The following is a 25,499-nucleotide window of genomic DNA, read 5'->3' as shown; positions in this document are numbered from 1 at the left end:
CAACAAGCCCCATAACAATGAGTTCCACCAATATGAGTTCATGCGGAACATCAACTGGAGAGACAATTCGTGCTTTTGTTGCTGTCAGGTTACCGCTGGAGCTGGCGGCGACCCTGCATAAGAAAGCACAGAATCGTGCGGGTGACTCCCTTGTGCATAAAATGCGCTGGATCGCTCCTCAACAGCAGCATATTACTCTGCATTTTCTGGGTGAGTGTCATCAGAAGCAACTGGAGCAATACAGCAAACACCTGAAATCAGCTTTCGATCGGGAATCTGCTTTTTCTGCAATGACCGGCCGTTACGAAGTCTTTCCTGATGCTAACCGGCCAAGAGTACTCGCCCTGAGTATGCACTCCGGTCAGCAGCTCAACAGTCTGGCCAGAATCTGTGAAGAAGCGGCAGTGTCCTGCGGATTAAGACAGGAACTGCGCAATTTTCGCCCTCATGTGACGCTCGCTCGCTTCAAACAACATCACCATGTTTCCCCAAGACACTTTTTTAATATGCCAAGCTTTCGTATGAGTATCTGTGAAGTGGTGCTGATGCAAAGTGGGACTGGCCCGGAAGGCACCACCTACCGCACACTGCAAACCTACCCGCTGCAATCCTTAGCGCAATCGGCTTGATAGGGATCAATACCTATGCAGTCTGCCTGTGATAGTCTTAACAGACCAGAACGAGGGAGCGCACTATGGAGCTGGTCTGCCCGGCAGGGAATTACCCATCATTAAAAGCAGCCGTAGATAATGGTGCCGACGCCGTTTACATCGGTTTTCGGGATAACACTAATGCCCGACACTTTGCCGGTCTGAATTTTTCAGACCAGCGTGCACTGAAGGCGCTGGATTATGCCCGCGATCATAATGTCCGTCTGTTTGTTGCTGTGAATACATACGCCCAGGCGGGTCAGTGGTCACGCTGGCAGTATGCCGTTGATGCCTGTGCCGATTTGCAGGCGGATGCGTTGATTGCTTCTGATATGGGCGTTATGGCCTATGCCTGCGAGAAATACCCGCAGTTGCCTTTGCACCTTTCCGTTCAGGGTTCGGCAACCAATGTTGCTGCGCTGGAACTGTACCATGAGCAGTTCAATATTCGTCGTGCTGTTTTACCCAGAGTACTGTCATTAAAGCAGGTTAAAGCACTGGTTCAGAAGAGTCCGGTAGAGCTTGAAGTGTTTGCCTTTGGCAGTCTTTGTATTATGGCGGAAGGTCGTTGTCTGTTGTCGTCTTATGTCGCGGGTGAGTCCCCCAATACGGCAGGTGCCTGCTCACCGGCGTCCGCTGTACGCTGGGAGCAGGGAGCCGGTGGCAGTATGGAAACCCGGTTGAATGATGTTCTGATTGACCGGTTCTCGTCTCATGAGCAGGCGGGCTATCCGACTTTGTGTAAGGGGCGATTTAAAGTGCAGGGTAATGTCAGGCATGCATTGGAAGAGCCAACCAGTCTGAACACACTGAATTTGATTCCACAGCTATCAGAAATGGGTATTAGTGCTGTGAAAATCGAAGGTCGCCAGCGTAGTCCGGCGTATGTAGCTGCCGTCACCCGAATCTGGCGAGAGGCGCTAAATGCCTGGCAGTCGAATAAGAATGAATTACAACCAGAGTCTCGCTGGATGGCAGAACTTAGCAAGTTGTCCGAAGGTAGCCAGACGACACTGGGTGCTTATAGCCGACCCTGGCAGTAATTGATTGTCCAAGAATTATTTTAATGGATTCTGATCATTCAGGAGGAATGACCGAATGCAAACCACACTCGGACCCGTGTTGTATTTCTGGTCCCGGCAGGATGTTTTTGATTTTTATGAGAAGGTATCCCGGTCTGATATTGACCGTGTTTGTCTGGGCGAGGTCACCTGTTCCAAGCGTCGGGAGCTGAGTCATGGCGACTGGATGGCGATTGCCCGGATGCTGACGGACGCGGGAAAAAAAGTTATTTTGTCTACATTGACACTGCTGGAATCAGAATCTGAATTATCACAGGTGCGTAAAATCTGTGACAACCATGAATTTATGGTTGAAGCGAATGACATGTCAGCGGTTAAGTTTTTGTCGTCTAACGGTCTTGAATTTTGTACCGGGCCATCGCTGAATATTTATAATGCCTATACCCTTAAACAGTTGTATAAACTGGGCTTGAAACGCTGGGTTTTGCCTCTGGAACTCTCCGAACAAAAATTGGCCGATATATTAATGCAGGCTGAAGCGCTGAAACTTGCTGATAAGATTGAAACCGAAGTATTCAGTTACGGTTATATGCCGCTGGCTTACTCAGCCCGTTGTTTTACTGCGAGGGCAAACGACAGGGGTAAAGACGAATGCGAGTTTATCTGCCTGAAGGTTCCGCAGGGGATTCCTCTGGCTACCCAGGAAAATCAACGACTGTTTACCCTGAATGGTATTCAGACCATGTCTGGTCATTGTATGAATATTCTTGATCGCTGGCAGGATATGGAAAGGCTGGGGGTTGATTCTATGCGCCTGTCAGCGCATTCTCACGATGTGTTGGATATTGCACAGAACCTGGCAGGAGTCATCAAGGCAGGTCAACCTTATGGTGACGGTCCTGCAGAGGATCAGTGCAATGGTTACTGGGAAAATGGTTCAGGCAAAGACCTGCTAATGAGAAGGTGAGTTAATCCGGATATCATTGATGACTTGAAGTGATTGGCTGGGAATCGCATTGCGTTTGTCCCAGCCTGCGCAACTCTTTATGCCTTATGATTAAGGTCTTCTATTTTATTGCCTACTTTCATTAATGTTTGAAACAGTTTAGGTAGTTGTTCGGTATCAATGCTATCGAGCAAATTCTTCAGGCCAAGCCCCAGCTCAGTATCACCTTCAATCATTAAACGACGTTGAAAGAACAACGTGTCAGGGTCTTCCCGGCGTAAGGCCAGTGTTTTGAATGCACTGCTGTTGCCGCAGAACGCTACATCACACGGGCGGTGTTTGGCTGCTTTAAGTTGCTTGCCATCAAAGCCGATATGAAAGTCCAGTTCTGCATCTGTGACGTGTATTTTTACCCACCGGTTTTCCATAAAGTCAAACTCGCCCTCTTCAATTGATTGGCGAAAGACGAGGTTGACTGCTTTTTCCAGGGGGGCAGTCATCAATTCATCAGGCATCAGTCGCAGAGGCGTTGCCATGGTTTTGATGCTGGGTAAGGGGGGCGTAGGTAGCGGCATGAAGTTTCCCTGATCTTTTTAGTGTTTTTGTTGCATAGGGTGCGGACTTGCATCTACAAAAAGCCGCACCCACTGTCTTTGTCTTGTTGTTTATTGACTGCTCAGGCTTAAGCGGGTCTTAATCGTTTCTTCGTCCAGCAGGTATAGCTCGTCGAGAAGATGCATTTGCAGTGAGCCGGGGCCTTTGGCAGAAAAGGCCGCTTTTTCGCCTGCGATACCCAGACAGGCAATGCTGGCAACCACTGCCAGCCATGGATCGTCGCAACTGGCAAGAAAGGCACCGGTTATTGCGGTTGCTGTACAGCCGGTGCCGGTGACTTTGGCCATCATGGGGTGACCGTTAGTCAGAGTGGCTAAACGGTTGCCGTCCGTAATGTAATCAGTTGCACCGGTTACGGCGAGAACGGTCTTCAGCTTTCCTGCCTGTTCCTGAAGGTAGTCCAGTGTTTCATTGAAGGTGTCTTCGCAGGCGCTGTCTACTCCTCGACCTGTGGGTGAGCCGGTCAGCAGGGTTAAAATTTCAGAAGCATTACCCCTGATGGCGTTAGGTTGCAACTCAAGTAGCTCCGAGTTTAACTCCAGACGATAAGGCGTGGCACCGGCTCCTACCGGATCAAGAATCCACGGTTTGCCCTGCTCTTTGGCTGCATGAATAGCAGCCTTCATGGCTTGGCGCTGACCTTGGGAAGGCGTGCCGGTGTTGATCACCAGTGCATTGGCGATACTGACCATATCGATCATTTCTTCCGGGGCGTGCGCCATTACAGGAGAGGCACCAATGGCGAGAAGTGCATTGGCTGTGGTGTTGGTGACCACCTGATTGGTGATGTTATGAACCACCGGTTGCTGTTGTCTGAGAGCTGCCAGTGTGGCAAAAATTTCGGAGTGCATCGTTTGTCCAGGCTGGGATGAAAAAGGTCGCTAAACTGTAGCCGCAAAAGGCCCCGTCAGACTATACACGAGGGGTGAAATTTGCGGATTGATATGAATCAGAGAGGCTTGTTTAATGGTTTTGGTGGATGTTTCTGCTTGGTATCTTTTGTTTTAGGTTATATTGTTAGCATTATATTTATTTTCCAGTTTTATTTTCTGGTTTGGGTGCTAATTCAAAGATTTCTACTATTGTAATACTATGGTTTTGGCGTTAAATTAGCCCCGTCGAAAACAGGTGATGTTCTTCATCTGTCGTTCAAACACTATCCGTTTTTCTTCTGTGCCTTATTGGCGCAGGGAGTCTCTATTGTCTTGATTGTCCGGGGATAAAAATGTCCATTAAGCGTGAAACCATTGCAGATACCTTTGCGCTGATCACTTTTGGTATAGTGGTCGGTATGTCTGTTGAATTGTTTGTTGCTGGTTTAAGCATTGAGCAGTCGTTGCATTCACGCTTGTTAAGTATCCCGGTTAACCTGTTGATTGCTCGTCCCTACGGCATTTACCGTGACTGGATTATGGCTCAGGCTCGCAGAGTGGTCAGTGGTTCTGTTGTCGATGCCGTAATGGACATTGTCGCTTTCCTGACCTTTCAGTTACCTGTTTATGCGGTGCTGGTCGGCACTTCCGGAGCTTCTGTCGATCAGGTCATCACGGCTTGCATGGGGCAGTTGGGTGCGCTGATTCTGATGGGACGCCCTTATGGTATTTATATGCAGATGTGTCGTAACTGGTTCGCTGAACGCACTATACAAACTGCATAATTATCAGCCCAGACAGTTTAAACGGCAGCTTTCATCAGGTTGTCGTTTTTATATACGAATACTGTCTTGTGTTTTATTCCTCTTATTTTCTCTGATATAGTGCAGGCAGATTGCCCGAATGCGTGGTACGGGCTGCCAATAAATATTCGAAAAACTATTCATCAAACATGGTTAATCATGCGACAACTATTTTTTTAACAAAAGCTTTGTCGCTTCCGCAGGTTTTTTATTTTACTGAGTGAACCTGATTTCTCAGCAGGCAGATTCCTACCCGTCCGCAGCCAGATCTGGCAGAGCATTCGTGCGCCATAAATAACAATGAATTATGCAGGTGGTTGCAGGGATTGTTGCTGTCTGTAAGGGGGCTGCGTGTCTTTATTGGAAGTGAATAGCCTGCGTATTGAATTTCCCTCCCGTCACGGCGTCGCTGTGGCAGTGAACGATGTCTCCTTTACGGTGAGCCGGGGTGAAATTCTTGGGTTGGTCGGTGAGTCAGGGGCAGGAAAATCTACCATTGGTAATGGCATTATTGATCTGTTGAGCCCGCCGGGGCGTGTGGCTTCCGGGCAGGTGGTTCTGGCAGGTGAGGCAATATCGGGTTATTCCGGTGAGGCTATTCGACAGGTCAGGGGGAGTCGAATCGGTTTTATTTTTCAGGACCCAATGACATCCCTGAACCCGTTGCTGACCATAGAAACACAACTGGTTGAAACCATACGTACGAACCTGCAGCTGAATGAACAGGCTGCCACCCAAAAAGCCATTGCCATGTTGCGGGCGGTTGGTATTCCTGAACCTGAAATTCGCATAAAACAGTATCCGCATCAGTTTTCCGGTGGTATGCGACAGAGGGTGGTGATTGCCATCGCCCTGTCCTGTGATCCGGAGCTCATTATTGCGGATGAGCCCACTACGGCACTGGATGTATCGGTACAGGATCAGATATTGCAGCTGATTCGCAAACTCTGCAAAGAACGCGATGTGGGCTGCATCCTTGTCACCCACGATATGGGGGTGATTGCCAACACGACTGACCGGGTAGCGGTAATGTATATGGGGGAAATGGTTGAAGTGGGTACTACACGACAGATTCTCCACGACCCAATCCACGATTATACAAAAAGCCTGATCAGTGCAGTGCCAAGGGCAGATATCAAACTGCATCGATTTCCAAGGGTTGAATACATTGAGAAAGTTGAAGCCCGACACATTGATGTTAAAAATCACTGGCTTGGGCAGCAGGAAGTCATTGAAGGCAAGCAGCTTCATGACGGCTGCCTGCTGGATGTTCAGAGTGTCAATTTGAAGTTTGAAACCCAGTCCGCGTTTCTGAAGAAAAACCGTAAATACGTTCAGGCATCCAGCAATGTTTCCTTTAATGTAGTGGAAGGCGAAACGTTCGGGCTGGTGGGTGAATCGGGTTCGGGCAAGTCAACCATTGGCAGAGTCATTGCGGGTCTTTATACGCCAGACAGCGGAGACATTCTGTACGCGGGCAGGGAGATCAGCAGGCTGGATGATAAAAAACGCCGCCCTATCCGACGACAGATTCAGATGGTTTTCCAGAATCCCTATTCAAGCCTGAATGGACGGATGACAGTTAATAATATTATTGCCGAGCCTATTCGCTTTCATGGTCTGGCTGAATCTGAACAGCAGGTTCAGCAAATTGTGGCTGATCTGCTCGATCATGTCGGATTGGGCTGGAAAGCGGGCGTAAAATATCCTCATGAGTTTTCCGGTGGTCAGAGGCAACGTATTTCCATTGCCAGAGCTCTGGCGACACGCCCCAGATTACTGATGTGTGATGAACCTACCTCGGCACTGGATGTATCAGTTCAGGCTCAGATTCTTAACCTATTGAAAGACCTTCAGGAAGAGCTGGGCTTAACCATGCTGTTTATCAGTCATGACCTTCCGGTCATTCGCCAGATGTGTGACCGGGTAGCTGTCATGAAGGAGGGAGCTATTGTCGAGATAGCCGACACCGAACAACTGTTTACTCAGCCGGTACACCCTTATTCCAGAAGTCTGATTGAATTAATGCCGGATATGCACCAGCTTTCCCGGGAGGGGCTGGATGTAGAAGAACAAACCGGCAGGCTGCATAACGAAAGGTGCGTTGTTGTCTGAGAGCTTCAGCTTATAAAAAATATCTTCATCAATAATCGCTATAAAACAAAAATCCCAGGGGAGGGATGTAATGAAGAAAATCTTTAAATCCATGGCAGGTATGGTGCTTGCCACAACACTGGCAGTGGGGGCTCAGGCTGCTACGCTGAAGGTCGCTTACGACTCTGATCCGGTATCTCTTGATCCGCACGAGCAGCTGTCGGGCGGCACACTGCAAATGTCGCATTTGCTGTTTGATCCGCTGGTACGCTGGGATCAGGATATGAACTTTGAACCGCGTCTGGCGACAAAGTGGGAACGAAAGGATGATCTGACCATGCGCTTCTATCTGCGCAAGGGTGTGAAATTCCATTCCGGTAATGATTTCACTGCCAAAGACGTGAAGTGGACGTTTGATCGACTAAAGAGCAGTCCTGATTATCGTGCCATCTTTGAGCCTTTTGCTGATCTTAAGGTGGTTGATGATTACACGATTGACCTGGTGACCAGAAAGCCATTCCCGCTGGTGTTGAATAACGCCACCTATATCTTCCCGATGGACAGTGTTTTTTACAGCGGTGAAGACGACAAAGGTCAGCCAAAAGATCGTCTGGTGAAACATGCCGATACGTTTGCTTCCAGAAATGCTTCTGGTACGGGACCGTATATTGTCGAGCGTCGTCAGCAAGGTGTGAGAACCGATTATAAGCGCTTTGCCGAGTATTGGGACAAGCAGTCTCCGGGTAATGTCAAAACCATCACTCTGACACCGATTAAAGAAGGCCCTACCCGCGTTGCAGCCCTGTTGGCGGGTGATGTGGACTTTATCTTCCCTGTTCCGCCGAACGACCATGACCGTATTAATCGTTCTGCCCGTTCTGATCTGGTCACTTTGCCGGGTACCCGTCTGATTACTTTGCAGCTGAATCAGGATCGGGTGGAAGCTTTTAAGGATAAGCGTGTTCGTCAGGCCATCAACTACGCCATCAATAATGAAGGGATTGTCGAACGGATTATGCGTGGTTTTGCCACGGCAGCCGGTCAACAGGGGCCCAAAGGGTATGTGGGTTATGTCGATGAGCTGAAGCCTCAGTTTGATCTGGAAAAAGCAAAGCATTTGATGAAAGAAGCGGGTTATGAAGACGGCTTCAGCATCACCATGCTGGCTCCGAATAATCGTTACATCAATGACGCCCGTATTGCTCAGGCAGCGGCGAGCATGCTGGCTCGAATCAACATCCGGGTGGATTTGAAAACTCTGCCGAAAGCTCAGTACTGGCCAGAGTTTGATCTGCGCTCAGCCGATATCATGCTGATTGGCTGGCATTCAGACACAGAAGATTCTGCCAACTTCACCGAATACCTGACTGCCTGTGCCGATGAAAAAACCGGCTGGGGCCAGTACAACAGCGGCAACTACTGTAATCAGGTGATAGACGGTATGGTTCGTTCGGCTAATCAGGAAACCGATATGGCCAAGCGTGCCGCTATTCTTCAGGACGTTGAGCGTACGCTTTACGAAGAAGCTGCTTATGTGCCTCTGCACTGGCAGAATCTGGCCTGGGGTGCCGGTAAAGGCGTTCAGGCTGAATCTGTCGTTAATGTGATGAATTTCCCATACCTTGGTGACCTGGTGGTGACCCAGTAATGGTCGTGCAGCTGTCGCATGCTTCAAGGTGCTGGCAGCTGCGATTTTCAGGAAGATTAAAAATAAACGACCGGGTTGTATTATGTTGTTTTTTTTATTTCGCAGGCTGATGCAGGGACTGGCAGTCATGTCTGTTATCAGTCTGATCAGTTTTTCCATTCAGGATAATCTGGGCGACCCGCTACGTGAAATGGTGGGGCAGTCAGTATCTGAAGCAGAACGTCAGGCTTTGCGACAGGAAATGGGGTTAAATGACCCGTTTCTGGTTCAGTATGGGCGATTTATGTCCAGAGCGGTTCGGGGTGATCTGGGTACGTCGTATTTCTTTAAAGAACCTGCCCTGAAAGTGATTATGGCGAAGTTGCCCGCCACACTGGAATTGGTGTTTGGTGCCACTTTGCTGATTGTGCTTATTTCTGTACCTTCCGGCGTCTATTGTGCGATTCGCCCTCGTAGTTGGCTGACCAGAGTGATATTGGGTGTCAGCATTCTTGGTATTTCCATACCGGTTTTTCTAACCGCGATTTTTTGTATCTTTTTCTTTTCCATTGAGCTTGGCTGGCTACCGTCGTATGGCCGTGGTGAGCTGGTGTCTGTTTTTGGTCTTTGGGAGAGCGGCTATTTCACTAAAGACGGCATTTTACACCTGGTGCTGCCCTGTTTTGCCCTCGCCAGTATTATGCTGCCGTTGTTTATTCGCCTGATCCGTTCCGAAATGGTGGAAGCATTGCATACCGAGTATGTGAAATTTGCTAAAGCCAAAGGATTAAAAAAGGCTCGTGTGTATTTTGTTCATGCCCTGAAAAATACCATGCTACCGGTGCTAACGGTGGGTGGTGTGCAGATAGGCACTATGGTGGCTTACACCATTCTGACCGAAAGTGTTTTCCAGTGGCCGGGCATGGGTTTTCTGTTTCTGGAAGCGGTGCATCGCGTTGATACTCCATTGATTGTTGCGTATCTGATTGTGGTGGGTGGCATCTTTGTGATCGTCAATACCCTTGTCGATGTTCTTTATGGACTGATTAATCCAACCGTCAATCTGGCAAGGCCTGCGCAATGAGTGAACTGATAATGCATACGCCAGTGTCTCGCTGGCAAAGAGTGAAAGAGTCTACGATCTGGTACAGCTTCACCCGTGACTGGGTTGCTATGGTATCGGCGGCTATCTTTCTGTTGATGGTGGGGGCGGCATTGCTGGCTCCGGTGATTGCACCGACCAACCCGTATGACCTCGCCACCATTGATATTATGGATTCCGAGTTGCCCCCGGCCTGGACAGAATACGGAGACGAACGCTTTCTGCTGGGGACAGATGATCAAGGTCGGGATTTGTTAAGTACCATTCTATACGGTGCCCGTATTTCACTGACGATTGGTGTGTTTGCGGTGTTGTTGCAAGCTGCATTGGGCATCACGCTGGGTTTAACCGCTGGCTATTTTGGTGGGCGACTGGACAGCTTTCTGATGAGGATTGCGGATATTCAGTTATCGTTTTCCACGATGATGGTGGCGATTGTGGTACTGGCCGTATTTCAGGCATCGTTTGGATCAGAGTTGTATAACCGTCTGGCAATGCTGATGCTGATTCTTGTGATTGGTATTGCCGAGTGGCCACAGTATGCCCGAACTATTCGGGCTTCAGTGCTGGCGGAAAAGAAAAAAGAGTATGTTGAAGCGGCACGGGTGATGGGGTTGGGCAGCCGGCGTATTATGTTCCGACATATTCTCCCTAATTGTCTTTCGCCAATTCTGGTTATTTCAACGGTACAGATTGCCAATGCCATTATCAGTGAGGCGGCGCTCTCTTTTCTCGGGCTGGGAATGCCGGTCTCTGAACCTTCGCTGGGGGCACTGATCTCCAGTGGATTTCAGTATATTTTTTCCGGTAGCTGGTGGATCACGGTTATTCCCGGTGTCGTCCTGGTGGTATTGGTACTGGTGATTAATCTGCTGGGTGACTGGTTGAGGGATTTGCTCAACCCCAAGCTTTATAAGGGTTGAGCACTTTCGTTATCAGGCTGTCTGTTATTCTAATTGAGAACGCTTTTCTAGCCTGGTAATGGGCTGGTCTGGCAACGGTTGGTGAGCGGACGTTTGTTTAACGAACGTCCGTTTTTGAAAGAGTTGCCAGATCACCAGAATCGAAAACAATAAACCCATCAGTGGATTAACCCAGCTGGTACTTCCCGGTACCAGTGTCCTTGACAGGTCAAACGCTTCCAGTACTCCCAGAGAAATAAGTCCGACTGCCAGAGCCAGACGCTTGTTGTTCCAGAGGTAGATGGCGCAGGTAAACCAGAGCGCGAGTACAGTGCCAAGAATAATGTAGTCGGTATTTACACTTCTGGGGTTAAACATCAGGTGGTAGCAGGAAGCGAATGTGAGAAGGTAAAGCAGGGCGGTTTTTGTATCAAACTGACGAATGGCAAACCAGCACAGGAGCCATGTAGCACCGGCCAGTATCACTTTAATCAGGTGTTGCGAATGGTCAGAGATGAAGACGCCGAAGACCTGGAACACGTTGAACAGACTGGCAAAGTTCTGGTTGTGGACGCCATGATGCATGGCGGACTGAGCCATCTCGATAAAATTGATGTATTGCTGCCAGCCATATTGCCAGCCACCAAAGAGCATGGGAAGAGCCAGAAAAAACAACAGTAGCACTGGAACCCTGAGCCATAATGGACGAAACAGTGTCGTAGTGAGCAAGAAGAAGACAATAAAGGTGGGCTTCAGGCTCATAACCAGTGCCAGCAGAATAGCGGCACTGTTCCAGCGTTTTTCGGCGATCTGGCAGACGACCAGAACCATAACGGCCGTGAGGATGACATTGACCTGCCCGTTGCGAAAGCCGGAAAATGCAATGGGAACGGCGATAATGCTCATCATGCCAAGCCATTTACCCATGGTTTTTGCAGGAGCATCACTGATCATTCTGATCAGGGCAATCAGGGAATAGAGGTAGAGAAATATTATAAACAGTCGCCAGAGTAAGTCGGTCATGGCTTCGGAAATGTGGAGAAAAGGTGTAAACAGCAGGGCAAACAAAGGAGTGTAGATAAAGCCACCGGGACCGCTATAAAGGGCAACCCGGTCAACCCAGCGTTGTCCGCCCAGCAGGTAACTGTCAACAACTGAATGACTGCCGGGCTCCAGTACAACTTTGGCAAAGATCAGAATAAGCGCCAGCAGCCACAGAAAGAGCCCCAGCTTTTCAAAAGTGGTTGTGTTTTTCAGGAAATTATCGGGCGGCATGGGTTTTTATCGTTTAATAGACCGAGCTTTCAGGCTCAGAGATTTTGTTTGTAATGGGTATACTATAGACGGCTAATCGCATTGAGTGCCGGAAAAGGCCGTACTGGAAAAAAATTTTTTATAGAGCTTTCCGGACGGGCTTTTTGAACGCAATGTGAAATGGTAGCAACCGGTTGATACTCTGACTTTTTCCTGATCTCCCAAGTTGACTTCCAGCTGGTCTGGCAGAGTAATGGCCTGTGCGAGCAGCGTCTGGTCAGACTTCCTGATTAACCTGTCCTGGCTATCAAGAGTAAAGCCTTCTTCCAGTAGCAGTTTGATCAGCTTTGACATGTCATTCTGCCGGTCCAGTTGATTGACACTTACAGAAAAATAATGAGCGGAAGTACCAAATAAACTGAACCATGCAGCGATTTCACTTTCTGACAACAGGGCTTCGAATGGTTGTAAGGCAGGTTTGCAGGCAGGAGTCTGGTTCAGGCTCCATAACGTTGAGTGGCAGGTGGTACTGGCGAGCTCCCTGAGTATCATTTGGGAAGACTTTGTTAAAGCTTCAATATCCAGTTCGGTGATCAGAATAGCCGGAACTTCCGGGGCCGGATGGTGAAACCAGAAATATTCAAGATGTTGCTCAGGGTCGCTGGCCCGATCCCGAATGCAATAGCCATATTGTCCCAGCTTTTCTCCGAGAGCGGAGCTTGATGACCAGGGGAAATTAAGGGTTCGCAAGCCGATGTGGTCGTGTACCACCCGTTTGTTATGGCCTTCTAGCAGCTGGTGAATCCTCAGTGCCTGGGGAACCCGCTGGCAATAAGCGGTCCATAACGGGCTTATCAGGTCGGCAAGAATGGTTTGGTAAATCGTCTGGCTCAAGGTAACGGCCTGTTTAGAAAATCGCCGCATCATTATGAAACAGATTTACAGTGGCTGCCCTGTAATACGCGGCTTTTTTGCTGGTACAATCGTACCTATGAGCCTGTCCGAGAATAGTCTGCCCTACTGCGGTCGTAGTAAATTGGTCTAAAAATCCGATTTTGTTCGTCAAATAGCTCGCTATTCTCCTCTCAAAACCGAATTTTTATCCTCAATTTTCTACGATCCTCGCTACGGGCGCTATTCTCGGACAGCCTCCTAGAAAAAAACACAACGAGTGGATTGCACATGTTAAAACTTGCCTTGCTGTACCAAACTCGTGAAGGGCAGACCGTCAAGATTCTCAATGCGGTCAAAGCAAAGATGGAAGCCAGTGGTTTTCGGACGATACTGTTTGATGTTCGGGACCCATTACTGAGTACCCATTTAAATAGCTTTGATGCGTTTGTTCTGGGCTGCTCTATCCGTTATGGACATCACCACAGAGAGTTTTGTGAGTTTGTTGAGAAATACAGTCAGCTCCTGAATGACAAACCCAGCTTTTTCTTTTCCGTTAATTTAACGGCCAGAAAACCAGAGCGGTGCCAACCTGATAATAATCGCTACCTGCAAAAATACCTCGCCAGAACCCAGTGGAAACCGGATCTTGTGGATGTGTTTGCCGGTGCTTTGCAGTATTCCCGTTATGATCTGTTTAACCGGCTGGCTATTCAGCTGATTATGAAACTAACGGGCGGGAGTACGGATACTTCGAAGGATATCGAGTATACCGACTGGGGGAGGGTTGATGAATTTTGTGACAACGTAATATCTTGTCTGGCGAGTGATGCTCAGGAGAAACCTGAGCATGCTATCCAAACTATAGAAGCCTCTGCATGAGAAGGCTTATTCTTTGCAAAGGGGCAGCATCAGAGCAAAGCCATAAATTGCAGGCATGATGAGTGATAGAGCAAGAATAATCTGATCCATGTCTGAGTCCTGTTTTTATTGTTGTTATTTCTAAGGGCTTTCAAACAATTACTCATTTAACATATCAGCATTAAGCAGGGTATGGAAAGAGCAAAACGAAAAGGCAAAGACATCCATGTCTCAATAGCGTTGACTTAAGCGCTCATCTCTTGAAAGCAAAGGGCTGTAGGTTGGGACGAACGAAGTGACTCCCAATACGGTGAGTCTCTTGATATGGGCATAGAGTTGATGGCTGTAGTGTTGCAGTGACATGTGGATAGTCACCGTGTTGGGAGGTCGCGTTCCGCTCGTCCCAACCTACAGCCCGAACTCGTCGAAATAGCTTGCAGAGCCACAGAGCCACTGCTTCATGGGGTTTGTCCTTGAGTCAGTGCCATTGATTCATATCTTGACCTGACCCGCTTCAAACCGCCAGCCTAACTTTAGTTTCCGTCAGATTCAGAGGGTCAGGTAGTTGATGATCAGCTGTCCACTATTTGCCAGTTGGAAGGCAGGCCGATATTCAGTTGCTGCATAAGATGCCCCAGACCATTTAATACGCGGTAGCGGGCAAACAGGCTGCGATGAATGGCGGTGGTATAGGCGCGCTGAGCCTGAAAATTTTCATTCTCGCTGTCGAGCAGGTCAAGCAGGGTACGTTTGCCCAGCTCGAACTGTTTCTGGTAGGCCTTCACCGTCTGGGCGCTGGAGTCCATATGCTTTTTCAGGTAGGGCTCTTCTGCACTCAGGTTTTCCATTGCAGCCCAAGCAATTCTCAGGGTTTCCTTGATCATGCGCTGAGTGTCTTGCTGCATGGCTCGGCTTTCTTCAACTCTATAGGCTGCTTCCTGACGGCGGGCACTGTCAGAGCCACCGTGGAACAGGTTGTACTTCATGGTCAGCATGGCCATGGTGTCTTCATGGCGACCTTTCAAACCATTGATGTCTTTGTCCCAGCGTTGGCTCAGTGACAGATCAACCGTGGGCAGGAAAGCACTGCGTGTCTGGTCATAGCCATATTGAGAGGCGCTCAGGTCGTAATTGCTGGAATGGATGGCCGGATGATCCTGAAGAGCAATCGTCAGAGCCTGTTCCAGATCCGTCGGAAGTGTCTGTTCATCAAGATGGGGCATAATCAGATCATCGGCAGCCTGATTGACCAGTCGAAGGTACTGGGTTTCAGAATCTTCAAGGTTATTGCGGGCACTGATCAGGTTGGCACGGGCACGCGCCAGACGGCCTTCAATCTGGTACAGATCTGACTGGTTTGCAACGCCCTGGTCGGAGCGCTGCTGGATCAGCTTGTAAATGCGTTCATGGGACGCAAGATTGTTTTTGGACAGTGTCACCTGACGACGGTTCTCCAGTAGTTTCAGATAGACGTCGGCGACTTCCAGAGCAAGGCTTTCAGCTTTTGTGCGTAACTGTTCTTTGCGACCGTGTTGCAGCTCTTTGGTTTTGCGGTATTCATTGGTGGTGGACAAACCATCAAACAGGTTCTGATTCAGGGTAAGGGCATTCTCTTTGGGCCTGAAGTCTTTATCTTTGGTGCCTGCTTTTTCAGTTATTGGATTATCGAGACGTTCGTGACCAATTCCGGCTTTCCAGTCTAATGTGGGCAGATAGCCACCACGGGCTGCCTTGACGGTTTCCTGACTGGCCTGATAGCGATTATAGGAGGCTTGTGCCTGTGGGTTGCTTACCAGGGTTTGTGTTATCGCTTCCTCCAGTGATACCGCATGGGCACCTGAGCCCTGAAGGGCAGCAGCGACCAACAAGGCAGGGGCTGAAGCACGAAGTATTTTCATGGAGGCGTGTTCCTCTGAATCATCAAAGCTTGGTAAAGTGGTTCCGAATCTCTTTGCCATAAACCGGATGTCTGGCTGTATGTCAATAAGCCTTATCCGGGTCTCTTCACTATGGCGTATGTTTGCGAAAGCCGGGTTTTTGTCATAGTCGAGGCAGTATTCAGGTGTCTCGGCCATGGTTGTTTTTGGTGTCGCAGGTTTTCTGTAGTGATACTTTTCATGGATTCACGGGTTCATCGGTAACGGAGCTTTCGTAAGATCCACAGAAAAAGAACAGAGCTAACCCTCAGTCACCTGTCTGACCAGATTGAAACTAGCATAGTTTTTGAAATTTGCAGGGAATTGCCATTCGTATAAGGTTTTTTTATATTGGTTTGGAAAGGCACTGTCTTTATAAAAAGGAAAATAGCTTGATGGTAAAGGTGCTAACTCTACTGATGGTTTTCTGCTCGCTTCAGGTCTTTGCCAGCGACACTGGTCGCCTCAGTTCGAGACTTAAACCGGGTGGCTTTTATGTTGGGGTTGTTAAAAGTGGAACTGAAGTACATTACAAGGGCAGGCAGGTTCGTGTGTCGGATGACGGGCAGTTTATTATCGGCTTTGGCAGGGATGCTGAACTACAGCAGTCTTTTAAACTGTTGCATAACGATGGTCGCTCGGAGAAAGTCAGCCTTGCCTTAAAATCCCGTGAATATGATATACAGCATATTGATGGTGTCGCTCGAAAATACGTTCAGCCGGCTCCGGATGTTTTGCACCGTATACGCACTGAGGCAAAGCGTGTGGGACAATCCCGGCAGTTTGATACACCGGCTGATGATTTCTTTTCCGGGTTTACGCAGCCAGCCAGAGGGCGGATTACCGGAATCTATGGCAGTCAACGTTACTTTAATGGAGAGCCCCGCAGGCCTCACTATGGTATCGACTTTGCCGCCCCCACTGGGCACCCCGTTGTTTCAGCAGCAGACGGCATTGTCAGACTGGCCCATGAGGATCTTTATTTTTCAGGTGGTACCATCATTATTGATCACGGGTTTGGTATTTCCAGCAGTTATCTGCATTTAAGTGCTATTGATGTTAAAGAAGGGGAAACCGTTGAGCGAGGTCAGCTGATTGGCAAAATAGGTGCGACGGGTCGTGTAACAGGTCCGCACCTTGACTGGCGTATAAACTGGTTCGACGTCCGGCTTGATCCGGCCCTGATGATGCAGTGAGTTTTTGGGGCTATCGCAATAGCAGGGAAAATAGCTCCCGGGAGAGATTTATGACCGTTTACAGCAAGCAGAGTATTCCTTCTATCGAAGAGGCACTGCCCGGCCGGAAAGAGCCGGTTTCCCTGAGTGGACGACACTTTGTACATAGTCGCCCTATTCTGGCGCCTTTTCCGGACAATTGTGAAGTCATTTATTTTGGCATGGGGTGTTTCTGGGGGGCAGAGCGACTGTTCTGGAAATCGTCAGGTGTTTGGACAACCGCCGTCGGTTATTCGGGAGGGCATACGCCAAACCCTTCTTATGAAGAGGTCTGCTCCGGTGGAACAGGGCATGCCGAAGTAGTGCTGGTGGTGTTTGATCCGGCACTGATTTCTGCGCAGACATTATTGAAGCTGTTCTGGGAGTCTCATGATCCAACCCAGGGTATGCGTCAGGGCAATGATATTGGCACGCAGTATCGTTCGGTGATTTATACAACCACTGATGAACAATATTATCTGGCTGAAGCAGCAAAGGTAGCTTTTCAGGTAGCTTTTCAGTCAGCAATGATTCGTGCAGGAAAAGGCGTTGATACTGTAAATAGTGCAGTGACTACGGAAGTTCGTTCAGCCCCTGACTTCTATTACGCTGAAGAGTATCACCAGCAGTATCTGGCCAAACACGTAAATGGTTATTGTGGCCTTGGGGGAGCCGGTGTTTGTTTACCGACTGAGCTGCCAGTATCTGATAGGGTGAAAGTCTCATACTGACCATTTTTTCTGGGCTTGCCGTCCGTGGTTTATACAGCAGCTACAAATTTTCTCTGGACTTACATAGGAACGGCCAAACACCGCTATGATGGTTACTGTAAAAGATACCGCAACAGTGAAAGGCCGCCCCGATGCAAGTATGTCAGCCACTAGCTGAAGCCGCCAATTTTTCTTGTCATGCTATCCAACAGCTTGAGCAAAAACTGGCCGTTCTTCGTCAGGAACACAGCCCAATCAAGCACTTTGAAGACTATGAAGGTGAGATCCATAAACTCTTTATCGAAGCAGAGCAAAGCGTTCTGGCAGAAGACCTGACCGGGCTTGATATTGACGTTCCTGCGATTGAGGTAAGCGGTGTCTGTTACCATCGGGTGTTGCGATCTTCAGAAACTTATCAATCCGCTGTCGGCCCTGTCCGGGTTTTGCGTACGCTCTATCGTAACGGTAAGGATCACTCTATCATCCCTTTGGAGCTACAGGCAGGTATTGTAGAGGGGTATTGGACACCAAAAGCAGCTAAACAAGCTGTCTGGATGGTTGCGCAAATGCCTCCCGGAGAGGCTAAAAGCCTACTTGATCTGATAGGGAACATGACGCCCTCGGAAAGCTCTCTGGCCAGACTACCCAAAAAGTTCAATGCGCAGTGGGAACCCAATAGGGAAGCCTTTGAAGACTTTCTCTGGGAAAGCGTCAAGGTTCCTGAAGAAGCTGTGACTGCGGCCGCTTCTCTTGATGGCGTCATGTTGCCGATGAAAGATGGTAAACGTCAGGAAAAGCGGGAACAGAATAGAGTCGATGGCAAGCGAACCCGTGGCCCTGCTGGCTGTCAGGAGGCCAGTTGTGGAACATTGTCGTTTTACGATGCACAGGGTGAACGCCTCTCAACGGTCAGGATGAGTCGAATGCCTGAAAGCAAGAAAGTGACTTTGAAACAATCACTCTCCGCACTCCTGAGCGAAGCTCTTCGACAGAGGCCAGATCTGACGCTTGTTAAAGTCGCTGATGGGGCAAAAGACAACTGGACCTACCTTGCCAATGAACTCCCTGAAGGTCACGAGGTTGTAGACTTCTATCATGCCGCAGAGCACCTGAAGAAAGCGTTTGACCTGTCCTATGGTGAAAACAGCAACAAATCCAGAGAAAAGTTCATCACCTATCGCCACATCCTCAAAGAGGAGCCCGAAGGTGTTGAAAAAGTCATCAAAGCTCTGGCTTACCAGCATAAACGACACCCTCGTCGATCGAAGTTGAAAACAGAGCTGGAGTACTTCAGAAGTAATCGAACCCGCATGAACTATGCTGAACACTTGTCGCACAACTTGCCAATAGGCTCAGGGGTTATTGAGGCTACTTGTAAAACCTTGGTAACGCAGCGAATGAAGTGTTCTGGAATGAGGTGGCGGCATCCCGGAGGCCAAGGTATTTTGACAGCAAGGTCATTAATTCAGAGTGGCATGTTCGACAATGGCTGGAAGTTACTGGCGGTGACCTACTGCGCCAAGGTCACGGAAGTGGGTATGGACAATGTCATCCCATTCCCCATGCAGAAAGGTGACTTGGAATTATAGTACCAGTCAATATGAGACTTTCACCCATCTGATAGAAGAGATTGAGGCAAAAAAAACCGGACAGACTCGAAGAGGGGAGTGCTGTCCGGACGCAGTTTGCTGAACGAGTATCCTTCAGGACTAACTTGATTGATGCTCTGAAAGATAGTGCCTCTATTGCATTCCTGCCTTGAGTAAATATACGACTAGTGGTTCGGTATCTACTTAGTTGCTTTTTCCGTTTACCTGAACATTGCCTTTGATCACATCCCTGATGAGAAACCGGGTTGGATTGAGTGCTTCCAGCAGTGAGTATTCGACAACGTTACTGTCACCGCAGATCATGGAGGCAATCACTTCACCGGACAATGGTGCTGTAACCAGTCCTCTTGAGCCGTGTCCGGTGTTGATATACAGCCCTGGCAGGTATTCAGGCTTGCCATCAATGAGGGTTTTGGCATTCTTTTGTAAAGCTGCGAATGTATGGAGAAATGCATCCCTGTTAATGACGGGACCGACCAGAGGCAGGTAGTCAGGGGTTGTGCAGCGAAAGGCTGTTCGCCCTCCGGTAATGACCGGATTGGATGAGTTTTCATTAAAGGCAGAAAAAACACCGGGGAACCGGTCGGCGAGCATGGCGATATTGCGCTGATGATCGCCGCTGCGAACGGATTGGCAACTGTCGTTAAAGTCAAAAGTCGCTCCCAGCGTGTGCTCGTTCCCGGCGGCTGGCGCAATATACCCTTCACTGCATAGGCAGGCAGATAATCGGCGACTGTTGTCGGTTTGTGCTAGCTGAGTGATTTGTCCACGTATCGCTTTGACAGGCAGATGCTCAAGTACCGATAGTTTGCGGCAATGGGTGCCTGCTGCGACAACAACCACTTCTGAGCGGATGATTTCTTTACCCTGTTCGTTGAGGAGTATCCACTCGTTGTCGTCTTTCTCAAGGGAGGAAACATTGTGTCCTGTTTTGATCTTAATGGCTGGGTGGTCAGACAGAGAATGGCAGAATTCAGCGGGTTTGACCCAGCCCGCTTCAGGGAACACAAGTCCTTCATGATGTATGCTGAAACCGCTTAATGTTTCTATCTGTTCAGCACCAGCCATATACAGCAGGTCTTTCGGGAGCTGCTCTGCCAGTGCCTGATAACGATTAAGCTCTTTTTCGGAGGTTGGGAACTGAATGACACCGGTCTGATACCAGAATGGCGACTGATGGTCGTTTAACTGGTTCAGCAGGTTGATACTGTATAGATAACCTTGCAGGATGAACCGGCTCAGTGGCGTGTGATGAGGTGACAGTTTGGCATAGATAATGCCCTGTGGATTTCCGGAGGCTTCGGCTGCCAGCTGTGGGTGCTGTTCCAGCAGGGTTACCTGCCAGCCTCGCTGTGCGAGCGACCGGGCAGTAGAGGTGCCTGCCAGACCTCCGCCAATGATGACAGCATGCTGCTGTTGTACGGCAGTCGCCTTTGGGAGCTGCCATTCAGGCCGAACGCTGGAAAGGCTTGTGGTATGTCGGAACTGCCCAAAGAGCATATCCCGTTTTTTTCCATAGCCAGAGGCTTTTTCTACATTGAATCCTGACCGGGTAAGGCCATCCCGTACCATTCTGGCAGCTGTGAAGGTAGCGAAGGTGGTCTGTTCATGGCTTTTTTGTGCCATGATTTCGAACAGGTTGATGCTCCACATGTCGGGGTTTTTGGAAGGGGAAAATCCGTCCAGAAACCAGGCATCGACGCTGCCGTACAAATCGGGCAGTGTGTCCTGTACTTCACCAATCAGCAGGGTAAGGCGGACGCGTCCACCGGCAAATACAAAGTGCTGTTGTCCCTGACAGGCGGGCTGGTAAATGCCAGTCAGCTCTGACGTTTGCTTCTTTAATAGTGGCCAGAGACTCAGTGCCCGCTGAAAATCCTGCCGCTGCAATGGGTGTTTTTCAGTACTGATAAAGTGCAGGCGGGCACCATTGACAGCCAGATCATCAAACAACTGCCAGGCACATAAAAAACTGAGTCCGGTGCCAAACCCTGTTTCAGCAATGGTGAAACACTCACCGGTACTCAGCCCGGTAAAGCGTTCAGGCAGTTGGTTGGGCTTTATAAAGGTATGAACCGTCTCTTCCACCCCGGACTGGGTGGAAAAGTAAATGTCATTGTACTGGCTGGAAACGGGTTGTCCGTTTTCACGCCATTCCAGCCGGGCATGAGTCGTCTTGATATTATCTGATGTGCTCATGGTTGTTTTCTGTTAAGTTCTCCAGTTTAGAGAATTACGTGTATCAAGGTACTTCATGAAACCCGCTAAAATAGGGCTTTATGAGTTCCTATTGCCCTGAGATGCTCTAATACCAATTCCCCTTTCTAAACATGAATTGCGCAGCCATTCCAAACCGCTGGTTCGGCGTCAGAACTCCTCGCAAAAGCCAGCTATTACTCGTCGTTCGGCCTTTATGCCCTTCAGGGTATTGTCTCGCGACCCAGAATGGCTTGTCATGGTCATATTTAGAAAGCGGAATTGGTATAATATTGCCATTTAACGGCAAATACAGGGCTGCCAAAGCACATGGACCTGCCAGAAATACGTAATTTCAGGTCCAAATCAGTGGGTTTAATGAAACAGGCTTCCAAAAGTGGCTGCGGAATCCCTTGTGCTGCAATGCCTAAGGCGAACTTAAATAAGTTGTACTATTATACACGTCATTCTCTAATGTGGAGCAAGAATCAATTTGCGGACTATTTCTTATTTTTGTAGTTTGCCTCGCTCAGGAAATAAGTTCCAAACTTTAACATTACTGTATTTTGGGATACTAGACACGGCTGCTAACCAGCCGCCAGGCAATTCAAAAACTTTCGAATGTTTACTCAATAATAAAGGGTTAGAGTAATAGCGCATATAAGTGTAAGCCCAGATTAATCGACTGGACCTAGAGCTATCTGCCAGGTATGCCCAGCTCAGGCCTGATAAAAGGGTAGAGGAATAGTGCCCATCAATGTAAGCCCAGATTCTTAATTCACAGAGCTCAAAGTTATCTGACCAGGATACCCACCTTCCATCCTGAAGCATAATGACATGGTCAAATATAATAGGAATTCCGTTTTCATCCAAAAGACTCTCTGGGTACCATTGGTTTTGATGCTCTTTCCAAATCAGGGCTCCGCGAGAATTTTTGAAGGACTCTCCTGTTGTTACAATCTGACCGTTTTTCAGAACATGAAGGTTATCTTGTCTATGATCTTCGGGGATGCTTACATGATTTGATGGAATCCACTGGTCTCCGACTTCAGTAAGAACTATGAAAGAGCGCGAATTGTATAAAACTATACGATGGTTATTGATAGCAAAAATTCTGTTTAGGGAATATTGCCCTAAAAGACAGGATATCCAAGTTCTATCTTCTTGCTCGGTCCACAACCTGATGTAGCTATCACTATCACTAAGGCCACCCTCCATAGTTTGTGTGATAATACGCCCATCCTCGAGCTGTGATAGCACATGAGCATTTTCATAGAGAGGTAAGTAGGAAGGAGCTTCATCGCTATTCTGACGCCAGATTTGCAAACCTTCAGGGGTCCATTGGTATAAACGCCCGTCTCTAAGTTCCCCGATATGGTTATTGATCGTCTCATACTCCCAACCATATCCATGGTCAGAGAGCACTAAAGTGACCCTGGATGAAGGGTTATAAAAAAGTAAACGGCCATCAATCAACTCTCGCATTGACCAAGCATAATCAATGTTCTTGTCTACCTCTGTTTTTACCGAAGACCAATAGCCATTTTGCTCTGTCCAAACACGGATGGTTTGATCCTTTGACCAGGTGACAATGCGTCCATCACGCTTAACGAATACGCCACATATTTCCTTGGTATGTCCCAATAAGGGAACGAGATGACTATTATTCGCAATTTGGGATAAGGAACTTTCGCGGGCATGAGTATCAGTAATAAAGTCAGTGGATGTAATTTCATATACGTTCCGGCTATGTGTAGAGGTACTGTGATCAGCGCTGAATTGAGCGTTGCTATAAACTTGTGGCATGAGGTTATGTACTGTCAACGTCTCGGAATCACTCCAGAATGAAACTATTTGCCCATTTGGTAAAACATGAATGGTGGCAAAACGCGATATATCTATGTTGTATGTGCATACAGGCTCGTGTATCCCGGAAGAAAGCCTGTCTTGAGATGAGCTTGCCAACGGTGTGCTTTTAACTTTCCTTTGTCTGGATAGCTTGAGAACATTGGCGACAGGTTGATCTTTTTTTTCATCAGTACTTCCATCAACTTTTATTTTATTGGCAGTGGGCAGTTCTATTGAGTTTGTCGAGCACTCCTTGCATTGGCAGCGTCCACCATTGCACCCTGAAGCATGACAGCAAGCCCCGTGAGTATGTTGAATTAATTCTTGGTTGGGAGGCTGCCCATCGTTTGATCCTGTAAGATCATTGGGGTTGTTAATACTGCTACCAGCAGCAGAAGACGTTGCTGTTTGATCCGGGCTTTCTACACTTTGGTCAGTCGAGACTTCAGGCTTCTCGCCCTTTTTTTTCAAAGGAAAACTGACGATATACGACCATTTCTGCTGCGCTGCTTCCCTGTCCATCCGATTAAACAGGGGTAAAGTCATCAGAATTTCCCCAAGCGTTCCGACAAAGTAGCCTCTGGGCTTCTTCCACATATCCGGCATCTCGTCATCACTGTAATAAGATGATGAACTGTCATTGCCAGCCACTACCTGATCAGAGTGTTGTTGAGGTGAAAGTAAAATATCAGTGTCATTCCAAGCATACGAGTGGCCTGCTATCGTGAATAGGCAAAGTGCATATACGAAAAGCAGTAATGCCTTTAGCTGTGAAAACATTGTATCCACCCAAAAAGCCGTACGTGAACGGCACAGCATAGTTCCACATAGTGCATAATACCAATTTCGTATTCTATACCCATTGAACTTCAAGGTGCTGGATTTTTTCATCATTAAGCCTTGTAAATAAAGGGCTGTAGCCGAGTTACGATGAACATCTTGAAGGCGTTTGAGTATAAATATGAATTGCGCAGCTATTCCAAACCGCTGGTTCGGCGTCAGAACTCCTCGCAATAGCTGGCTATTACTCGTCGTTCCGCCTTTATGCCCTTCAGGGTATTGTCCCGCGACCCAGAATGGCTTGCTCATGATCATATTTAGAAAGCGGAATTGGTATTACTCATCGTTCTTCCTTGTCCAGCGATTTTGATTGGCTTGCTCATGGTCATATGTAGTTGTGGATTGTTGCCCAGAAACTGGATATGGACAGGGGTGCCTGAGCGTGTCTGGCAGCCCTGTTTCAGCTCCGGACAGATGCGATGAAAAACCGAAGCAGGTAACCGGGTGCCGGTAACGCGGATAAACTCGGTGACACACAGATCAATGCCTCCGATTTCGCTAAGCAGCTCCCGTAGCAGATAGTCAATAACGCCTTCCATCGGGGCGAGAGTAATATGATTCATCAATTTGGCATGGGTAGTTGGTTTGATCGTTATTTGGTCGTCGGATATTTAGTAGACAGTTTGTTTGATTTGTCAGCAGCGAGTGGAATTTAGCAGAATTTTCAAGTGCAACAAACCGTGTTTGCTACTCAGTTCGCAATCAGAAGGTGCTCACTGAGATGCATAAAGAGCTTTTTTAAAAAATACCTGACGTTTTCAGACCCTGAGTAAACTCTGGCGTCTGTGGTGTAGTTTGTTTTTGTTCAGGCTCTTCTTGTTCATGTCGTTCAAATAATAAACGAAAAAAAAGGCGTCAAATCAGTATTTACCGAAAGTATGTAGTTCTATTGATTTGAGTTCGTGCAAATACGGTGCCGCTGTAGCAGATTATTACCCGTCAAACTGCGATTGTATGTAATTTGTGCAGAATGCGCGATGGGTGCTTATTGGTTAATGAGTTAAGCATCTGTGCGACCGGAATTTTATAAAAGTTTTTAGATTGCGCCAGTCTCTGTGAAATCAAAGTAAACATCACAACGGAATGTTGCTTTTCATGGATACATCACCTGAATGGCCGATGCGGGGCATGCTCGGTAGGTGAATAGTCGGCAGGCACAATTTCCGCTCACTAATTAAGCAAAGGACTAGAGCCGTATGGTTTCATCTGATCTGTTTCTGGAAGGTGTGAACCTCATGTTGTTCGGAATGGGGTTTGTATTCCTGTTTCTGACTTCGTTGGTGGGTGTGACATCAACCATGTCGAAAGTGGTGACCCGCTTTTTTCCAGACCCATTACCGGCAGCGCCTGCTCCAAGAGCGGCGGCTCCAGCTGCGACGGCTTCCGATGATACCGAGCTGGTGGCGGCAATCTCTGCAGCCATAAAGATGCACCGGGATAAACAGTCTTGATAAGGCTCTCGCGAACAGAGCCATAAAAACGAATTTTGTGTAATTGAAACTTGTCATTTAGGGGAGATCCTTCAC

At 48.3% G+C, this 25,499-nt stretch carries 21 protein-coding genes; 13 read left to right on the top strand and 8 right to left on the bottom strand.

The annotated features are described in order from the left end of the window. The first annotated feature begins 17 nt into the window (after positions 1-17). From thpR to EZMO1_RS16590, 3 genes are all read left to right on the top strand, one after another. On the top strand, positions 18-629 hold the full coding sequence (gene thpR / locus EZMO1_RS16600) for an RNA 2',3'-cyclic phosphodiesterase (RefSeq protein WP_034877035.1): 612 nt from the start codon (positions 18-20) through the stop codon (positions 627-629). A 65-nt stretch (positions 630-694) separates the two neighbouring features. Beyond that, a complete protein-coding gene (ubiU, locus tag EZMO1_RS16595) occupies positions 695-1,693 on the top strand; it encodes a ubiquinone anaerobic biosynthesis protein UbiU (RefSeq protein ID WP_034877038.1) in 999 nt (332 codons plus the stop codon). A gap of 55 nt (positions 1,694-1,748) precedes the next feature. Further along, complete coding sequence (locus tag EZMO1_RS16590) at positions 1,749-2,639, top strand: U32 family peptidase (RefSeq protein ID WP_034877040.1); 891 nt, start codon at positions 1,749-1,751, stop codon at positions 2,637-2,639. A gap of 77 nt (positions 2,640-2,716) precedes the next feature. On the opposite strand, the gene ubiT is transcribed toward EZMO1_RS16590, so the two are convergent. Continuing rightward, the gene (gene ubiT / locus EZMO1_RS16585; protein WP_051790124.1) at positions 2,717-3,193 is read right to left on the bottom strand and encodes a ubiquinone anaerobic biosynthesis accessory factor UbiT; all 477 of its coding nucleotides are present in this window, start codon (positions 3,191-3,193) and stop codon (positions 2,717-2,719) included. Positions 3,194-3,283: 90 nt separating this feature from the next. After that, positions 3,284-4,084 carry a hydroxyethylthiazole kinase gene (gene thiM, locus EZMO1_RS16580; RefSeq protein WP_034877042.1) on the bottom strand — a complete coding sequence of 267 codons (801 nt, stop codon included), beginning with the start codon at positions 4,082-4,084 and terminating at the stop codon, positions 3,284-3,286. Positions 4,085-4,458: 374 nt separating this feature from the next. On the opposite strand from thiM, the gene alaE reads away from it, so the two are divergent. The 5 genes from alaE (at position 4,459) to EZMO1_RS16555 (ending at position 10,654) form a co-directional block, all read left to right on the top strand. Continuing rightward, the gene (gene alaE, locus EZMO1_RS16575; protein ID WP_034877044.1) at positions 4,459-4,890 is read left to right on the top strand and encodes an L-alanine exporter AlaE; all 432 of its coding nucleotides are present in this window, start codon (positions 4,459-4,461) and stop codon (positions 4,888-4,890) included. 369 nt (positions 4,891-5,259) lie between these two features. Continuing rightward, positions 5,260-7,023, top strand: coding sequence for a dipeptide ABC transporter ATP-binding protein (locus EZMO1_RS16570; RefSeq protein WP_034877046.1), 1,764 nt, complete (start codon positions 5,260-5,262; stop codon positions 7,021-7,023). A 70-nt stretch (positions 7,024-7,093) separates the two neighbouring features. Next, positions 7,094-8,650, top strand: a complete 1,557-nt coding sequence (locus tag EZMO1_RS16565; RefSeq protein WP_034877048.1) for an ABC transporter substrate-binding protein — start codon at positions 7,094-7,096, stop codon at positions 8,648-8,650. Positions 8,651-8,732: 82 nt separating this feature from the next. Beyond that, positions 8,733-9,713, top strand: a complete 981-nt coding sequence (locus EZMO1_RS16560; RefSeq protein ID WP_034877050.1) for an ABC transporter permease — start codon at positions 8,733-8,735, stop codon at positions 9,711-9,713. Further along, positions 9,710-10,654, top strand: coding sequence for an ABC transporter permease (locus EZMO1_RS16555; RefSeq protein WP_034877053.1), 945 nt, complete (start codon positions 9,710-9,712; stop codon positions 10,652-10,654). Before EZMO1_RS16560 ends, EZMO1_RS16555 begins: the two co-directional genes overlap by 4 nt. Before the next feature lie 24 nt (positions 10,655-10,678). Here EZMO1_RS16555 and EZMO1_RS16550 read toward each other — a convergent pair whose 3' ends face one another. Next, on the bottom strand, positions 10,679-11,908 hold the full coding sequence (locus tag EZMO1_RS16550) for a glycosyltransferase family 87 protein (RefSeq protein WP_034877055.1): 1,230 nt from the start codon (positions 11,906-11,908) through the stop codon (positions 10,679-10,681). A gap of 72 nt (positions 11,909-11,980) precedes the next feature. Next, complete coding sequence (locus EZMO1_RS16545) at positions 11,981-12,781, bottom strand: DUF1338 domain-containing protein (protein ID WP_160174083.1); 801 nt, start codon at positions 12,779-12,781, stop codon at positions 11,981-11,983. 288 nt (positions 12,782-13,069) lie between these two features. On the opposite strand from EZMO1_RS16545, the gene hemG reads away from it, so the two are divergent. Further along, on the top strand, positions 13,070-13,660 hold the full coding sequence (gene hemG / locus EZMO1_RS16540) for a menaquinone-dependent protoporphyrinogen IX dehydrogenase (RefSeq protein ID WP_034877060.1): 591 nt from the start codon (positions 13,070-13,072) through the stop codon (positions 13,658-13,660). Positions 13,661-14,211: 551 nt separating this feature from the next. Here hemG and EZMO1_RS16535 read toward each other — a convergent pair. Further along, positions 14,212-15,714, bottom strand: coding sequence for a TolC family outer membrane protein (locus tag EZMO1_RS16535; protein ID WP_051790126.1), 1,503 nt, complete (start codon positions 15,712-15,714; stop codon positions 14,212-14,214). Between the two features lie 245 nt (positions 15,715-15,959). Between EZMO1_RS16535 and EZMO1_RS16530 the strand changes: the two genes are divergently transcribed. From EZMO1_RS16530 to EZMO1_RS16520, 3 genes are all read left to right on the top strand, one after another. Continuing rightward, positions 15,960-16,751 (top strand): M23 family metallopeptidase, encoded by a 792-nt coding sequence (locus EZMO1_RS16530; RefSeq protein ID WP_244886703.1) that lies wholly within the window; start codon positions 15,960-15,962, stop codon positions 16,749-16,751. Positions 16,752-16,801: 50 nt separating this feature from the next. Further along, the gene (gene msrA, locus EZMO1_RS16525; RefSeq protein WP_034877064.1) at positions 16,802-17,500 is read left to right on the top strand and encodes a peptide-methionine (S)-S-oxide reductase MsrA; all 699 of its coding nucleotides are present in this window, start codon (positions 16,802-16,804) and stop codon (positions 17,498-17,500) included. Between the two features lie 131 nt (positions 17,501-17,631). Beyond that, on the top strand, positions 17,632-19,068 hold the full coding sequence (locus EZMO1_RS16520; protein ID WP_034872942.1) for a hypothetical protein: 1,437 nt from the start codon (positions 17,632-17,634) through the stop codon (positions 19,066-19,068). A 204-nt stretch (positions 19,069-19,272) separates the two neighbouring features. On the opposite strand, the gene mnmC is transcribed toward EZMO1_RS16520, so the two are convergent. The 3 genes from mnmC to EZMO1_RS16500 all read right to left on the bottom strand — a co-directional run bounded on the left by mnmC (position 19,273) and on the right by EZMO1_RS16500 (position 24,536). After that, positions 19,273-21,288 (bottom strand): bifunctional tRNA (5-methylaminomethyl-2-thiouridine)(34)-methyltransferase MnmC2/FAD-dependent 5-carboxymethylaminomethyl-2-thiouridine(34) oxidoreductase MnmC1, encoded by a 2,016-nt coding sequence (mnmC, locus tag EZMO1_RS16515; protein WP_034877068.1) that lies wholly within the window; start codon positions 21,286-21,288, stop codon positions 19,273-19,275. Positions 21,289-21,792: 504 nt separating this feature from the next. After that, positions 21,793-24,222, bottom strand: a complete 2,430-nt coding sequence (locus EZMO1_RS16505; RefSeq protein WP_145912635.1) for a WD40 repeat domain-containing protein — start codon at positions 24,220-24,222, stop codon at positions 21,793-21,795. Positions 24,223-24,230: 8 nt separating this feature from the next. Next, positions 24,231-24,536, bottom strand: coding sequence for a tRNA-dihydrouridine synthase (locus EZMO1_RS16500; protein ID WP_034877072.1), 306 nt, complete (start codon positions 24,534-24,536; stop codon positions 24,231-24,233). Positions 24,537-25,169: 633 nt separating this feature from the next. Here EZMO1_RS16500 and EZMO1_RS16495 point away from each other — a divergent pair. Then, entirely contained in the window at positions 25,170-25,424 is a 255-nt protein-coding gene (locus tag EZMO1_RS16495; RefSeq protein ID WP_034877074.1) for an OadG family protein, read from the top strand. Positions 25,425-25,499: the final 75 nt, after the last annotated feature.

Origin of the sequence: Endozoicomonas montiporae CL-33, from assembly GCF_001583435.1 — a bacterium.
In the GTDB taxonomy this organism is placed as follows: domain Bacteria; phylum Pseudomonadota; class Gammaproteobacteria; order Pseudomonadales; family Endozoicomonadaceae; genus Endozoicomonas_A; species Endozoicomonas_A montiporae.
The sequence above is the reverse complement of the archived record's forward strand: the minus strand, read 5'-3'. Positions and strand labels throughout refer to the sequence as shown.